Genomic DNA, 15145 nt, shown 5'->3' with positions numbered 1-15145 from the left:
AAAAATATTATAAACACCTGAGCGGTATCAAAGATGTGGGTTGAAACATATATTGTTACGAGAAAATAATTAAAATTGGAGATGGGTTTTATTAAAGGAATAGATATATCTAGTTACCAACAAAATGTAGATTTAAAAAAAGTAAAAAACAGTGGAATAGAAATAGTTTATATTAAAGCCACGGAAGGAATCAATTATAAAAATCCACTGTTACAATCACAATATAGTGGAGCAATTGAAGCAGGACTTAAAATTGGGTTTTATCATTTTTTAAGAGCAAATGATCCAATATTAGAAGCAAAACATTTTCTAAGTGTTATAGAAGGGCTTTCATCCGATTGTAAATACGTTATAGATGTAGAAGTGGCATTAGGGCAAACCGTAACTAAGACAAGCTCTAATGTAAGACTTTTCGCGAATTATCTAATATCAAATAATAAGGAAGTATGCATTTATACAGGAGATTATTTTTACGCAAACAATTTAAATAGCTCAGTTAAAGATATACCTTTGTGGGTGGCCCATTATGGAGTAGCAAAGCCCGATGCAATTAATTATATAGGATTTCAATATTCAAGCTCTGGGGGAGTAGACGGAATAAATGGACCTGTTGATTTAAATGAATTTAAATCTGATATATTTATTAATTCAGTCTCACATGTACCTGTAAATATTGTTGTAGTAGCTTTTCAACATGCTGTCAACTTAGTCGGTTTAAAAGATAAAAACGGGGACAAGCTTGTTGAAGATGGCATCAAAGGTACACATACTAATGAGGTTGTAGCTAAGACATTTGTTACTAGAGGCACCCATAATGAACTTGTAAGGTGGATACAGCAGCGACTTATTGCATTAGGATTTAGTTGTGGTAAAACAGGCTCTGATTCATATTTTGGATTGAACACATTATTATCGGTTCAGCATTTTCAGGCTTCAAGAGGGTTAAAACCAGATGGAATTGTCGGGCCAATAACCACAATACAACTTTTAAAATAAAAAGTAGTTTTTATGAATGTAACTCAACAGTATTGTGTTGCATTCATAAATTATATCAAATGGGTATTTAATTTCTTATTTTACTTGTTTATGCCAAATTTATTAGGGAAGGGTCTCTTCCTTCACTTGCTTGCTATTTTTTAATTATTTTGAGCTAAACCCCTAACAAATATATTTCTTTCTTTTAATTCCTATTTTATCCATATTAATCATTTTTTCTATAATTTCCTTAGCTAGTGGCACTTTACAACTAGTTTTATTCATTAAAACATTAACTTTACCTATATTAATAGCAACCTTTAATGCTTTTTCATTTAATTCTGTTATATAAGTTCCAACATCTATTATAAACCCATTCATAGTATATTTAACCCTATTCTTTTCATTACGTATATTTGCTTCTATTTTATTTAAAAGATATCCTATTTCATTAATATCAATTAGATTATCCTCTGCTACAGATATATAAATGCTATATGTACTCCAACCACAAGCTGCAATCATTTCATTTTCAGATGTTATCCATTCCTTTGCAAGTTCTACTGCATAATCACTTCCGGCCGTTACAGTTGCAACTATATATTCCGCAATTGGATAACAATAAGCTTTATCTATCCACCCTTTCAGTTCTTCCTTTGACATGCTTTTAGGATTTATAGATAATGCTGCTAAATACATAGCATCATAAATCCCTGTTTTATATAATTCTTTCGCCAAATCATCATTTTTCTTTACAAACTTAACTAACTTTTTCAAATTAGCTATTTTAGCTCCAAAGAACGGTTCGCATATTCCATGATTAGACAATACATTTTTTATTTGAGGTGTCCCAAATGCTTCTATTTTGTTTACTATTTCATTTAACTCCATAAAGTCCTCCTAAATTATTTTATATTCTCAAAAGTTTATTTCTTATTTTCCTTATTAATATCAGCGTAATCAACCATATTATTAAACATCCTCAGTGTAGCATTGATACTCATTATCAATTATATTTTACTGAATAAAACATAATCTGTCAAATATATTAAAAAAATATTACCAATAAAAGTTTTAAATTAATTAAAATGGAGTTCTTGGTTTTTGTGAGATTCAGCGACGATAAATCACTTAAAGATTGTACCATATAATAATAGCTATCTTAAACTATATTTTATAGAATTGGGTAAGCTATAGTATACACTTATTAATACAGTGTAATTTATATATTTGAAGGGAGAATACTTATGAATAATAAAAATAAAAACGCTAATGTAAGCAGTAGCACTAGTGGCGCCACATTACAATCAAGTAAAGAATCAACTGGTTTTAAGGTTGGTTCAGTAAAAGTGCTAAGTAATGAACAATCTTATGCATCAAAGGACGATCCAAGCACTGATATGTCTACTATGACTAATAATATTAATTTTAGCACTCCAGAAGATGTAAAAGAATTTAATGAACGTTCAGAAGCTATTATAGCTGCAGGCAAAAAATAAACTAAGTATTAGATTAAGAGGATAAATATAAATTATGGATATAAAAAACTTGAAGAGATTAAAGCTGATGCCATATATGAAATTAATCAAATGGTGGCTCTAATCGATAATCAAATGGAAGAAATGGTATTTTATAGTGAGTATGGTTTTTATGAATGGTAGGAACCATTTTATTTTAAATTTTTTTAGTTAATTAATTTTATATTACACATAATATAACGTAGTGCAATTTTAATATCAGAAGGAGAATTATTATCACTTACATCTATGAAAAATCTAATAAGCCGTGAAGATTAAATAAAGCAAGTCTAAACTAGAGTTTTAGCAATGGAAGGAAGTCACCTTGGAATTATATTTTACAAGGCAATTCCAATAAAATACTGCATTGGGCATTCGTCCTAATGCAGTATTTTATTTATACATCAAGTCTAATAAGATATTTGCATAATATGATAATGTATCCTTTTCAACAATCAATAATTTTGCTGGTAGGTACCCTTTCATATCCCGTGAATATAATAATATCATAGAATTTATTTAGGAGGATTTATTTTGGAAGAAAAAATAAAAGATGGTAAACCAACATATCAACCTTGCCCATTTATGTTGCAACAACCTATGGATTATACTGGTATGATGGGACAAATGTCTATGAGTAATCCAACAGAAAGAGAAGAAGATGAAGACTTTCTTGTAAGACAACACGGTCACGGAGGTGGCGGTGGACATTTTGGACACGGTGGACATTTTGGACATGGTGGTAACTTCGGTCACGGTGGTGGACTTTTTGGTGTCTTTGATTTTTTTCCATTCTATCCTTATCCATATTATGATTACGATTATGATTATGATTATCCAACACCTTATTAAAGAAATTATAAAACAACAAATTGGGCAATCTCCTAAGAGGCTGCCCTTTAAATTATTGTGCTACTGTTTGATTAACTATCAAAGTTGCAACTAGCTTAAATGTAGAAAGCTATAAAACAACTATTAACTTTCCAATATCAATTGGTAACTAAACGATGTTCAAATAAAATATCCAATAAGCGCACTCCATATAATTATTAACCTATGTTCATTATATGGTCAGTATAAACAAAATTTGAATAGGGTAATATAATATAGTCGATATAAAATACAAAGGCGATTAACATATCTATCTATTCGTGATATTAACTTATGGATATATCAATGAGTTTAGTTATTTATTAATCCATCCATAGTACTGCATAGGATTGGTACCAATCATAAATAAAAATGAATTTTGTAAATAGTTAAGTTAATGGTGGAGGTATTGAATGAAAAAGAAAAAAATATTTTGGATTTTTTCTGCTATTGTCTTGATTGTTACAATATACTGTTTTCTTTTAATTAAAAACTTTTCTAGAACAGGTGATGGTAAGCTTGATACATTATTTGGTGTAATGTCAAAAATAGAAGAGCATTTTAATCCTATTTCACTTAAAGGAAAATCAATATATGAAATGCGTGCAGCATTGCATAAGTCAACAACTATATGGAATTCCAAACCTATACCCTTTTCCGATATAAAAAATATGGATATAAAAACAGATTCAAATCAAGTGCCAGTGCGAATATATACGCCTGACGGCAATGGGAATGAATTGCCTATCATAATTTATTCACATGGCGGCAGTTGGATTAGCGGTAGTATTGATGACTATGACAATGTTTGCAGGAAGCTTTCAAAAAATTCAAGGGCTATAGTTGTATCTGTAAATTATCGTCTTGCGCCAGAAGATCCATTCCCAGCTGGTCTTAATGACGTATATAATGTGCTCCAATGGGTTTATAAATATGCTAAGAGTATTAATGGGGACTCCAGTCGAGTATGTGTTGTAGGGGACAGTGCTGGGGGCAACCTTTCTGCAGTAGTTGCACAAATGGCACGTGATAAAGGTGGCCCACACATAATCTCTGAGGTACTAATATATCCATCAACAAACATTTATCAACTAAATACTAAATCTTGGTCGTATTTTGGTATGGATTATAATCTTACAAGGGAAAACTCTGAAAAATTTATATCCCTATACACTCCAAGTTTAGAAGAAAGAAAAAGTGGATATACCTCGCCTTTATTATCTGAAAATTTTAAAGATTTACCAGACACACTCATAATCACAGCCGAATTTGATCCATTAAGGGATGACGGTGAAGCTTACGGTAATAAATTAAAGGAAGCAGGTGTGAATGTAATTTCTACCAGATATAAAGGTGTTACACATGGCTTTATCTCAATGGATAAGATTACGAATAAATCAGATGAGGCTTTAATCGAAATTTCAACATATCTAAAAGAGCAATTTAATAGAAAGCAAATTTAATATTATGCTAAATAAATATTTTTTAATTACTTATATAATTAAACTTTATGGTGAATACATAAATATACAAAATATTTTAAACTAACCGGAAGTAAAGGGCCATGTAATATTAAGTTTTTAAAGCCACTAATGTTTAAAGTATAGTTTTACATTACAGTACTTGGTTAATGTTGTAAGCCAACATAATGGTGTAGATACCCATTTTATAGTATAATGGAGAAGAATCAAATTCCATTTTAAAGTGAGGTTTTTACATGTTTAAGATAATGATAGTAGAAGATGATATTAGGATAAAAGAAATATTGCTTGAAAATGTAATGAGATGGGGTTTTGATGGAAAAGCCATTGAGAACTTTAATGAGGTGTTTATCGAGTTTTCAAAATACTCTCCACATCTAGTTCTTATGGATATAAACCTTCCTTATTTTGATGGTTTTTACTGGTGCTATAAAATCAGAGAAATATCAAAGGTTCCCATAATATTTGTTTCTTCAAGGAATAACAATATGGATGTAATAATGGCAATTAATATGGGAGGAGATGATTTTATTCAAAAGCCCTTTTCCTTAGAAATATTGATGGCCAAAATAAATGCATTGATAAGAAGAACATATTCCTACGCAGATGCGCAGACTAATGTGCTTGAGTATAAAAACATTGTTTTAAATATGAAGGATAATAGCGTGTTTTTTAAAGATAAGAGGGTAGAACTAAGTAGAAATGAATTTAGCATTCTATATCTACTTATGAAAAATAATGGCAATTTAATAAGCAGAGATAAAATTATGCGAAGTCTCTGGGAGGATGAAAGTTTTGTTGATGATAATACCCTTACAGTGAATATCAATAGACTGCGTAAAAAATTAGAGAATATTGAACTAGAAGACTTAATTAAAACAAAAAAAAGGCAAGGGTATACAATACTATGAGATTTAGAAATTTTTTAAGGGACAGGATATTTTTAATTTTGTTTTATTTTATATTGATGCTATTTATTTCATCGGTGGTGTATTTTAACAATGAAGTAAAAATAAGTGTTGGCGATATAGCCTATATCAATATAGTAGGGTTTATTATGTTTATACTTTACTTAATATTTGAGTATTTAAAAAATAGAAGATATTATAATGTTATTAAATGTATTATAGATAACCAGAAAGAGAATATTGTTAATTCGTTGCCTATGCCATTAAATTATGAACAAAGGCTATTTGGAGAAATTCTTATGAAAGTTAACGAAGAATTCAATTTAAAAACAGATAGATTACATGAAGGGAAAAAAGAAAATGTAGACTTTATAAATTCCTGGGTTCATGAGATAAAAACGCCTATTTCTGCATGTAGATTGGTTATAGAGAACAGTATGTACAAGTCTAAGGAGGAGACCTTAAGTAACTTAGAGGATGAAATAGATCATATAGAGAATTACGTTGAACAAGCATTGTACTATTCACGATTAGATAGCTTTTCAAAGGACTATTTAGTAAATGAAATAAATATGCATAGTCTAATTGTTGGGGTTGTGAAAAAACATGCAAAGGAATTTATAGGTAAAAAAATAAAGATAGAATTAAGTGACTTAGAATTTACTATAGACTCAGATAAAAAGTGGCTTTTCTTTATTTTGGATCAGATTTTATCAAATTCATTAAAATATACAACAAGCGATGGACTTATTAAAATTAGTGGAGTATTAAAGCACAATGAGAAACAGCTTATTATCCAAGATAATGGAATTGGAATAAAATCTGAGGATATTAATAGGGTTTTTGACAAAGGATTTACTGGATATAATGGACGGGATGATTTTAAAGCCACAGGTATGGGACTCTATCTATCAAAAAATCTTGCTACAAAGCTTGGTCACCATATAACTATTGAATCAATGCATTCTGAATTTACTAGAGTAACAGTTCATTTTCCAAAACTTATAGAATATTATAGGGTTACAAACTAAAAATGTGGTTTGTAGCCCTATTTTTTTAAAACTTACAACAATGTAAGTTTAGAATGGACTTTGTAATGTTACACAATGGATTGGGTATTAGATTTGTTATAAAATAGAATTGTAATAAGCGAAAGGAGCGAAAGGGTTTTAGGGACATTTCAGAAGGAAGTCTCCAACTTTTATAAGTGGGGGTATACTACAACAAAGAGAAATTTCAGTAAAAATCTAAATCTCCTTCTGAAGTCGTTAATATTGCAGCTTCGAAGAGGATGATTTAAGGAGGAAATAAAAATGGAAAATGTATTAGTTGCGAGAAATTTGAAAAAGGTTTACGGCTCAAGGGGGAATGTTTACACTGCATTGAATGATATAAACCTTGAAATAAAAGAAGGGGAGTTTATTGGAATAATGGGGCCTTCAGGTGCAGGAAAAACTACATTATTAAATATTATATCAACTATAGATAAACCAACTTCGGGAGTAGTAACTATTGATAAGGAAGATCTTGCAAAAATGAATGAAGATAAGTTAGCTTCTTTTAGAAGAGACAAATTAGGCTTTATATTTCAAGATTTTAATTTACTCGATACGTTAACATTAAAAGAAAATGTGGTGCTTCCATTAGCTCTTGCTAGAATAAACATAAAAGATATTGAAGCACGGGCTAGTATTATAGGAGCTACTTTAGGTATAAAGGATATATTCAATAAATATCCTTATGAGGTATCTGGGGGACAAAAACAGAGAGCAGCTGCTGCCAGAGCTATTATTACTAAACCTAAGATTATACTAGCCGATGAACCGACAGGTGCGTTGGATTCTAAATCTTCCACAGAACTTTTACAATCTTTAAGTGATTTAAATGAAACTCAAAGGGCTACTATTATGATGGTAACGCATGATGCCTTTGCTGCCAGCTATTGCAAACGGATAATATTTATAAAAGATGGTTCGCTATTTACGGAGCTTGTCAAGGGCACAACATCACGAAAAGAATTTTTTAAAAAGATACTAGATGTATTGGCTGCCTTAGGCGGGAACTTCGATGAAGTATCAATTTAACTTAGAAAGGATGTGATATACAGATGAATTTATTTAATATTACTTTTAGAAACATAAAGAGAAATTTTCATAACTATTTAATATATTTTGTATCCATGGTATTTTGCATAATGATTTATTATACCTTTACCTCCATCGAGTACAATAAACAGGTTACAGACTTAGCGGCGGATTCTATGAAAGTAAGTACTGCTTTTAATGCAGCCTCCATTGTTATAGCAGTGTTTGTAGCTATGTTTATATGGTATTCAAACTCATTTTTTACTAAAAAAAGAAAAAAGGAAGTAGCTTTATACTCCATGCTTGGAGTTAAGAAAAAGCAGATAGGAAGAATGTTATTTTATGAGAATCTAGTAATGGGAGCGCTGGCACTTGTGGCAGGCATATTAATAGGAACGTTATTTTCAAAATTATTTGTAATGATTTTAATTCATATTATGAGCTTTGATGTAAATGTTAAATTTGCTATATCGTTAAAGGCTATTATTAGCACAATTATAGTATTTTTAGTGATATTTATTATAGCATCCGTGCATTCATATACACTAATTTATAGATTTCAGCTAATAGAACTTTTTAAATCAGAGAAGGTGGCACAGAAGCAGCCAAAAGCTTCACTAATATTGGCTCTACTTTCTATAATTTTTATTGGGACGGGTTATTATATGGCACTAACCTATAAATTTGATAATTTATCTAAATTGTTAGTTATATTAGTTAGTACAGTTATTGGAACTTATATGTTTTTCTCTTCACTTATAGTATTTATTGTTAAGCTTTCTAAGAAAAATAAGGTTAAATATTTTAGGGGCTTAAATATGATAGGTACTTCTCAGCTTTTATATAGAATAAAAGCTAATGGAAGATCTTTAGCTACTATTGCAGTGCTTAGTGCAACAACTATTACGGCTATGGGAACCGCAGCATCGCTTTATTATGATCAAGTAAATAGTATAAATAAGTTAACCCCATTTAGTTATGACTATAAGAGCAATGGCAAAACGTTAGATGAACAAATTGATCAGATCATAAATAAATATCCGAATAATAAAATTAAAAGTTCTACTAATAGCGAATTTTTAATTATAGATAGTAAATGGCCTGAGATATCAAAGATGAAAACGCAGCCATTAACAAATTCAAAATCCTTTATTATATCAGAAAGTACTATGAAAGAATTATCAAAAGCAAGAGGAATAGATTACAATATATCTTTAAATTCAGATGAAGTATTATTTTTTATGCGTATGTATTCAGATAAGATGATGGAGAATCCTGTTGGGAGGAATATACAGCTTAAAATAAAGGATAGAACAGTTCCCTTAAAAATAAAAGATTTCAAAGAGAGCCTTCTAACTAATTCAATTGATATAAATGATTCATTTATGCAAGATACCGTAGTTGTAAAGGATGAGGTTTACAATAAATTATATGATAAAGATAAGGTTATAAAAAGAAGATTTATAAATATTGAAAATCAGAAAGAAAGTAAAAAGCTTACATCAGAAATAGAAACAGCACTAGGTAGTAAAGAAGCCCTATCATCATATTATAAGAGCTACATACATACTATGACTAGTATGGGTATTATAATATTTTTAGCATCATTTATAGGGTTTGTGTTTTTGATATGCACTGGAAGTATAATATTCTTCAAACAGCTGTCAGAGGCTGGTGAGGATAAGGACAAATACGATATACTAAAAAAAATTGGTGTGAAAAAATCAGAAATAAGGATTTCTATAGCAAAGCAAATGATTTTTATATTTGCACTACCTTTAGTTGTTGGAATAACACATAGTATTATTGCATTAACAATTCTGCAAATTATGCTTAGCTCGAGCTTAGTATATCCCCTTCTTATAACTGTGGGAGTATACACTCTGATTTATTTAATATATTATATATTAACTGTTAATTCTTATTGGAAAATAGTTAATGTAAAAGCATAAAAATTGATTGGAGTATCAAATTTATACTTACATGTTGTATGGAAATCGTAAGAAAAAATTAAGAAATATTGAAATACATTGCAAGAAAAATAGCCTATATACTAATAGTTGTTAGATGTTGGTAAATAATTTTAACAATTAGGCAAAATGTAATGTATATATCAAGAAGTTTAAAGTATGGTAATAAATATGTAACTGGTTTTAAAATCAAAAATGACTTTCCAAAACCAGTTACACTTAGAAATTTGTTAACTCATACTGCAGGCCTTGATGATAGATTGCCACTTTACTATAAAAGTATAGGTGATAAATTTTATGATTCTGTTGAACCCTTAGGAGAACTTTTAAAAAGAGATCTTCCACCAGTTATCAGAAAACCAGGAAGCTTATTTCCAGCATATACATTATTAATTATTTGATAAAAAATAAACTCTTACTCAGATGGAAAGTAAGTTATTTTTCGCCGATACATATATAGGTATATTTTGTTGACTTATGCCAGCTGATATTTCTAAACTTTCTTTCATTAAACATTTTTGTGATTTCAATTTCTGAATATATTCTTACATCACCACCATCACTGAATTTAATAAAAACATTCATAATCTGCCTTATTGGAGTAAACATCCACGTATCGCAAAGAATAAATTTACCCTGTGGTTTTAATACCCTATGAATTTCATCTAAAGCTTTTAATGGGTTAGGATAGTGGTGAAAGGATTCCGTACATATCACTACATCAAAGCTATTGTCTTTATAGGGTAGATTTTCCGAATCACCTTGTATTAGTTCTGCTTTTTCTTCTAATTTTTGCCTTGCGATTGTTAGCATTTCATCTGATAAATCCAGCCCATAAGCATGTATATTAGGCTTTTGTTCTAATAATAAAGCTAAAACACTGCCTGTACCACATCCTAAGTCTAAGATTGTGTCAAACTCTATTTCAGATAATATTTTTATAACGTTAGGATAACATTCTCTTGGATACTTGCTATAATTACTTTCATCATATACTTTAGCTTGCATATTGAAATTTTGTTTTGATTTCTCCTTATAATCTTTCATAGTTCACCTCATTTAATATTTTTAAATAAATATAAGTAAATTCAGTCATTTTTACAGGTGTTAACTAAATTATAGTTCAATTAATTACTAATTATAACATAAATTTCAATTATAAGGGATTGGATTATTTAAAAAGTGGTTCTCTGCCTTTGCAAACTCATACAATAGCTTTAACCATAGTCATTGTATGAAATTTAAGTTCCAAAATTCTTATTAAAGTTTTCGGATAGGTGAACCAACTATCGAACAAAACATAGGTTCCAGGTATGGCATAAGCTACCGCTTGCTTTAGCAGGTCAACCATTACATCTGGTGATTTTTTTACAGCTGTTGCTCCGATTAAAAGGAGTCATTTAATCTCGTGAAAGTATTTTTTCACAATCTCAGTTTATAATAGCAATTAAGATCATTTTAAATGATTTTACCTAAGTAAACGTATTAACTACCCATTTGAGAAGTTGCTAAGCCTTTGTATATCATAGTATAGTTTTAACATAGATTGAAATTATGAGATATTTTAGGAGATGAAAAATCATATGGGGTCAGATATTATAGTAGGAGTTATCGGTAGTGTATTAATAGCTATGGGGTTAATGGGATTTAAAAAAGACATGACATTACTAAAGATGGAATTCGAAGGAACAAAAATGGAAACTGAAAAAACAAAAAAATGTAATTGGCTAAAAGTATTATACGTATAATTCATAAAACAAGAAAAGTTTAGCAATTCCGCTAGGCTTTTTCTTATTTACAAATATATTTTGATTGTCTATATTTAATGTTTTAACTTATTCTGATTTTTAAGTTTTATTCTTGATCTAGTAGTGAGAGTTTAAAAGGAGGTGAGATATACGAATGATATATTGAATAAAATTATTGAACAGGGAAATAAAGATAATGTCGATTTAGCTGTAATAGCTGAAATAGAAAAATATATGGAAAATCACATAAAATGTGATTTTAAATTAGATTATAATTTAGTTTCTAGATTTATATTATTAGAACATAATTTATATGATGATGAAAAATGTATAAATTGTCTTAAGTATTTATTAGAAAAACATAATGTAGATGATGTGAAGTACAAGGCATATCTTGTAATATTATTAGCTTGGATTGAGGATGGTGTTAGCGAGAGATCAGATTTTACAAGGAAATTTTTAGATAATATATTAATGAATAGTACTGATTCATATATAAAATCTATGCTTTATTATTTAAAAGCATTTGATTTTGAAAAATGTTCAAGTATAGATTCAGATAATATAATACAATTATTAAAATTTTCTATTAGTACTGATAAACATGCTAAAAAAAATAGTTATATACTTCTTTCTAATAAATACAAGCAATTAGGAAATATGAATTTATCAAAAAAATATCTTGAAGATGGATTGAAAAGTATAAAAAAAGTACTTTCATTGGACGATTTAAGTAAAAATGATATGACAGATATACAATTTTTCTTTAATTCAGATATAAAAGGTAATATTACTGATCAAGCTTCGTACAAAGAAATTTTTATTTACCGAACTTAAATGATAATATTAAAGGGTCTTTAAATTTTTTATAGAATTATATTAAACATTGAAATGTCGGAATTAATTAGGAATATTAAGAAAATAGGATTAGATATAGAGTAAATTAAAAAAAGAAAAGCTTCTGTCTAGAGAAAATTTGCCTTGAATATAAAAATCCCCCCAATCATAGTTTTCTTATCCTACAATTGGGGGGATTTCGCAATGACCATTTTTAGGGGTTCAGTTCATAGGAAAGGTAGGTTGTCCAACTAATGTTAATATTTTCTATGAAAGTTTATCAGTATAAAGAAAGGTTTTAGACACTTGATTACCGTTCTCATATGTTATTCTAAATACATTTACTTTCTTTCCTACAATTTCATTAACAATATCATATTTTTTATTGTTAAGAATTGAATTTGAGTAGATACTAAATGTTACATTTTTGTTATGTACTGCCGATTCTATATATATAGGATAAGAAGTAGTATTTTTAAACCTATAATCGAGAGAACCGTAGGCAACTGTAGCATCCAATCCTGCACCAATATAGCTAGAATGCATTGTATGCGGATATCTTTCTACAGATGTTAAATTAGTTCTAAGTACTGCATTATAAAGTGTAGTTGAAACTTGGCATACTCCACCACCTATGCCATCTACATATTTGTCGCCTACAATTTCTTTTGATGTTTTATATCCTCGTTCAGAAGTTCTATCACCTACTACATCATTAAAACTAAAAACATCTCCCGGCATAAGTAGCTTCCCATTTATAGCATTAGAAGATACTCTAATATTTTCTGAACGATTTTTATTTGAATTTCTAAAGTTAGTTGTAACACTAGATATTTCAGCATTTATACCTTTTAAATCATTTTCTTTAATTTTAGGTTCAACTTTTTTTAATTTAGATTCGATTACTAAATTTTGATCTTTTTCAATAGTATTAACTTTGTTAATTATAGCTTTTTTTAAACTGGCAGAATCAACACTAAGACCATATTCATCTTCAGTTATAACTAATTGACCTGAATTGTTTCTGAAAATAGTTGCATCTATTGCATTTTTATTGTTGTCCTTAGCAATATCTTTAAGTAAGGTATCTAGAATGGCATAATTGTAGGTATATTTAACATCAAAAGTTTGCTTGCCAGGAGACGTTATAGCAAAATAATTTTTAAATAAATTCTCTTTTCTACCAATATCGTAAGCTTTATTAATGACAACATTGTAATCCTGTTTTATTCCAAGTTTTGATGTATGGACGGTATAGTGTTTGTCATTAAGATTTATTGTTATATCTTTTTTAGCAATAATATTATTACGATTTTTAATAATAGCATTTTTCGCTTCATCCTTAGTCATGCCACCTAAATTTATATCCTCCACCCATACCTCGGGATAGATCTTTAAGTCGTATTTTGATATAGTAGAATACATAATAATTAATTGGACTCCTATTAGAGACACAATTATTCCTACTATAATCAAGGTTGTTCTTAACCTTTTTTTTCTTTTTTTGCTTGCTTTTGACATAATATTTAAACTCATGTTTTTTGCACCTCTCCTTACAATTATTGTTTTTCGACTATAATCCGCATATTAATACATATTTTGTTGCAACTAAGTACATTATAACTGATTTTTGATAGAGAGTTATTACAAAGAAGTTACTTTTATTTTTAATTTTTTATTCATTCTACTATTTATAGTTATACTGATGTATATTAGTAGTTGATAGTTATTTTTGAATATAAAATTAGTTGTAAAGATGAAAGTATTACTTATTAATGGAAGTCCTAAGGCTAAAGGATGTGCCTATGCGGCTTTATGTAAACTAAATAATGAAAGGGTGTTTTTGATGATTTATTCTTTAGAAAATTCAACAATTAAAATAACGGCTAGCGCTCATGGTGCAGAACTACATTCAATAACTGGAAAAAAAGAAGGAACAGAGTATCTGTGGAATGGAGACCAAAACTATTGGAAATATCATTCACCAATTTTATTTCCAATAGTTGGAAAGTTAGTTGATTCAAAATATAAAATTGATGAAAAGCTATATGAATTGCCATCTCATGGATTAGGTAGGATATCAGATTTTAAATTTATATCACAAACTAATGATTCAATTACTTTTGAACTAAAATATTCTGAGGGTACTATAAAAAGATATCCATATAAATTTTCTTTACTTATTAATTACACAATTGAAAAGAATACAGTTAAAGTAACGTATAATGTTATAAATTTAGATAATAAGGATATATCATTTTCAATTGGTGCACATCCTGCATTTATGTGTCCTATTGAAAAAAATGAAAAATTAGAAGATTATTACCTTGAATTTAATAAGAAAGAAACAAGTGATATTATGGAATTAACTAAAGATGCTTATTTTTCACATAAGAGAAAAGAATGTTTAAAGGATACTGATATCATGATACTATCAAAAGAGTTATTTAAAGATGATGCTTTAGTATTTGATGATTTGAAATCTGATAAAATAACTATAAAATCAAAAAATCATGAAAAGTCGGTATCAGTAGAATTTAAGGGATTCCCTTACATGGGAATATGGTCACCAAAAGGCAGAGCACCATTTTTATGCATAGAACCTTGGTTTGGACATGCAGATTATGAAGATTTTACTGGTGAATTTAAAGATAAAGAGGGCTCGATTTCATTAACTATTGGAGAAGAGTTTACATATAGTTATAAGATTTCTATTGTAGAATAATACATGCTAATAAATGCATAGGTTGTTACA

Annotated in this window: 15 protein-coding genes; 12 read left to right on the top strand and 3 right to left on the bottom strand. The window is 28.9% G+C overall.

Features of this window, described 5'->3' with window-relative positions; translation table 11 throughout:
- Positions 1–81 precede the first annotated feature (81 nt).
- Positions 82–996 carry a GH25 family lysozyme gene (locus tag KTC94_RS03275; protein WP_253198295.1) on the top strand — a complete coding sequence of 305 codons (915 nt, stop codon included), beginning with the start codon at positions 82–84 and terminating at the stop codon, positions 994–996.
- A 162-nt stretch (positions 997–1158) separates the two neighbouring features.
- Here the strand turns inward: KTC94_RS03275 and KTC94_RS03270 are convergent, their stop codons facing one another.
- Complete coding sequence (locus KTC94_RS03270) at positions 1159–1866, bottom strand: DNA alkylation repair protein (protein ID WP_220319722.1); 708 nt, start codon at positions 1864–1866, stop codon at positions 1159–1161.
- 356 nt (positions 1867–2222) lie between these two features.
- Here KTC94_RS03270 and KTC94_RS03265 point away from each other — a divergent pair, with 356 nt between their 5' ends.
- The 8 genes from KTC94_RS03265 to KTC94_RS03230 all read left to right on the top strand — a co-directional run bounded on the left by KTC94_RS03265 (position 2223) and on the right by KTC94_RS03230 (position 10206).
- Positions 2223–2474, top strand: coding sequence for a hypothetical protein (locus KTC94_RS03265; protein WP_220286829.1), 252 nt, complete (start codon positions 2223–2225; stop codon positions 2472–2474).
- Positions 2475–3026: 552 nt separating this feature from the next.
- Positions 3027–3344, top strand: a complete 318-nt coding sequence (locus KTC94_RS03260) for a hypothetical protein (protein ID WP_220319721.1) — start codon at positions 3027–3029, stop codon at positions 3342–3344.
- Positions 3345–3775: 431 nt separating this feature from the next.
- On the top strand, positions 3776–4825 hold the full coding sequence (locus KTC94_RS03255) for an alpha/beta hydrolase (protein WP_220319720.1): 1050 nt from the start codon (positions 3776–3778) through the stop codon (positions 4823–4825).
- A 254-nt stretch (positions 4826–5079) separates the two neighbouring features.
- Positions 5080–5754, top strand: coding sequence for a response regulator transcription factor (locus tag KTC94_RS03250; protein ID WP_216304352.1), 675 nt, complete (start codon positions 5080–5082; stop codon positions 5752–5754).
- A complete protein-coding gene (locus KTC94_RS03245; protein ID WP_220286831.1) occupies positions 5751–6782 on the top strand; it encodes a HAMP domain-containing sensor histidine kinase in 1032 nt (343 codons plus the stop codon). The genes KTC94_RS03250 and KTC94_RS03245 overlap by 4 nt, the downstream gene beginning before the upstream one ends.
- A gap of 282 nt (positions 6783–7064) precedes the next feature.
- Positions 7065–7835: an ABC transporter ATP-binding protein gene (locus KTC94_RS03240; protein ID WP_220286832.1), complete on the top strand. Its 771-nt coding sequence runs from the start codon at positions 7065–7067 to the stop codon at positions 7833–7835.
- 23 nt (positions 7836–7858) lie between these two features.
- Positions 7859–9787: an FtsX-like permease family protein gene (locus KTC94_RS03235; RefSeq protein ID WP_220286833.1), complete on the top strand. Its 1929-nt coding sequence runs from the start codon at positions 7859–7861 to the stop codon at positions 9785–9787.
- 152 nt (positions 9788–9939) lie between these two features.
- Positions 9940–10206 (top strand): hypothetical protein, encoded by a 267-nt coding sequence (locus KTC94_RS03230; RefSeq protein ID WP_216304356.1) that lies wholly within the window; start codon positions 9940–9942, stop codon positions 10204–10206.
- A 34-nt stretch (positions 10207–10240) separates the two neighbouring features.
- Here KTC94_RS03230 and KTC94_RS03225 read toward each other — a convergent pair whose 3' ends face one another.
- A complete protein-coding gene (locus KTC94_RS03225) occupies positions 10241–10852 on the bottom strand; it encodes a class I SAM-dependent methyltransferase (protein ID WP_220286834.1) in 612 nt (203 codons plus the stop codon).
- Positions 10853–11388: 536 nt separating this feature from the next.
- Here KTC94_RS03225 and KTC94_RS03220 point away from each other — a divergent pair.
- Together KTC94_RS03220 and KTC94_RS03215 are read left to right on the top strand one after the other, a co-directional pair.
- Positions 11389–11553 (top strand): hypothetical protein, encoded by a 165-nt coding sequence (locus KTC94_RS03220; RefSeq protein WP_220286835.1) that lies wholly within the window; start codon positions 11389–11391, stop codon positions 11551–11553.
- Positions 11554–11694: 141 nt separating this feature from the next.
- The gene (locus KTC94_RS03215; protein ID WP_220319719.1) at positions 11695–12390 is read left to right on the top strand and encodes a hypothetical protein; all 696 of its coding nucleotides are present in this window, start codon (positions 11695–11697) and stop codon (positions 12388–12390) included.
- A 267-nt stretch (positions 12391–12657) separates the two neighbouring features.
- On the opposite strand, the gene KTC94_RS03210 is transcribed toward KTC94_RS03215, so the two are convergent.
- Positions 12658–13926: a VanW family protein gene (locus tag KTC94_RS03210; protein ID WP_220319718.1), complete on the bottom strand. Its 1269-nt coding sequence runs from the start codon at positions 13924–13926 to the stop codon at positions 12658–12660.
- Between the two features lie 310 nt (positions 13927–14236).
- Here KTC94_RS03210 and KTC94_RS03205 point away from each other — a divergent pair, with 310 nt between their 5' ends.
- Positions 14237–15115 carry an aldose 1-epimerase family protein gene (locus KTC94_RS03205; protein WP_220319764.1) on the top strand — a complete coding sequence of 293 codons (879 nt, stop codon included), beginning with the start codon at positions 14237–14239 and terminating at the stop codon, positions 15113–15115.
- The last annotated feature ends 30 nt before the right edge of the window (positions 15116–15145 follow it).

This window comes from Clostridium sp. CM028 (genome assembly GCF_030585565.1).
GTDB lineage: Bacteria > Bacillota > Clostridia > Clostridiales > Clostridiaceae > Clostridium_AD > Clostridium_AD estertheticum_B.
This window is presented reverse-complemented; position numbering and strand designations above follow the sequence as displayed.

Bases quoted from the DNA above. Each gene is read 5' to 3' on its own strand.
- KTC94_RS03235 (WP_220286833.1), top strand. From the start codon at position 7,859: ATGAATTTATTTAATATTACTTTTAGAAACATAAAGAGAAATTTTCAT.
- KTC94_RS03220 (WP_220286835.1), top strand. From the start codon at position 11,389: ATGGGGTCAGATATTATAGTAGGAGTTATCGGTAGTGTATTAATAGCT.
- KTC94_RS03225 (WP_220286834.1), bottom strand. From the start codon at position 10,852: ATGAAAGATTATAAGGAGAAATCAAAACAAAATTTCAATATGCAAGCT.
- KTC94_RS03275 (WP_253198295.1), top strand. From the start codon at position 82: ATGGGTTTTATTAAAGGAATAGATATATCTAGTTACCAACAAAATGTA.
- KTC94_RS03230 (WP_216304356.1), top strand. From the start codon at position 9,940: ATGTATATATCAAGAAGTTTAAAGTATGGTAATAAATATGTAACTGGT.
- KTC94_RS03210 (WP_220319718.1), bottom strand. From the start codon at position 13,926: ATGAGTTTAAATATTATGTCAAAAGCAAGCAAAAAAAGAAAAAAAAGG.
- KTC94_RS03250 (WP_216304352.1), top strand. From the start codon at position 5,080: ATGTTTAAGATAATGATAGTAGAAGATGATATTAGGATAAAAGAAATA.
- KTC94_RS03270 (WP_220319722.1), bottom strand. From the start codon at position 1,866: ATGGAGTTAAATGAAATAGTAAACAAAATAGAAGCATTTGGGACACCT.
- KTC94_RS03255 (WP_220319720.1), top strand. From the start codon at position 3,776: ATGAAAAAGAAAAAAATATTTTGGATTTTTTCTGCTATTGTCTTGATT.
- KTC94_RS03265 (WP_220286829.1), top strand. From the start codon at position 2,223: ATGAATAATAAAAATAAAAACGCTAATGTAAGCAGTAGCACTAGTGGC.
- KTC94_RS03245 (WP_220286831.1), top strand. From the start codon at position 5,751: ATGAGATTTAGAAATTTTTTAAGGGACAGGATATTTTTAATTTTGTTT.
- KTC94_RS03205 (WP_220319764.1), top strand. From the start codon at position 14,237: ATGATTTATTCTTTAGAAAATTCAACAATTAAAATAACGGCTAGCGCT.
- KTC94_RS03240 (WP_220286832.1), top strand. From the start codon at position 7,065: ATGGAAAATGTATTAGTTGCGAGAAATTTGAAAAAGGTTTACGGCTCA.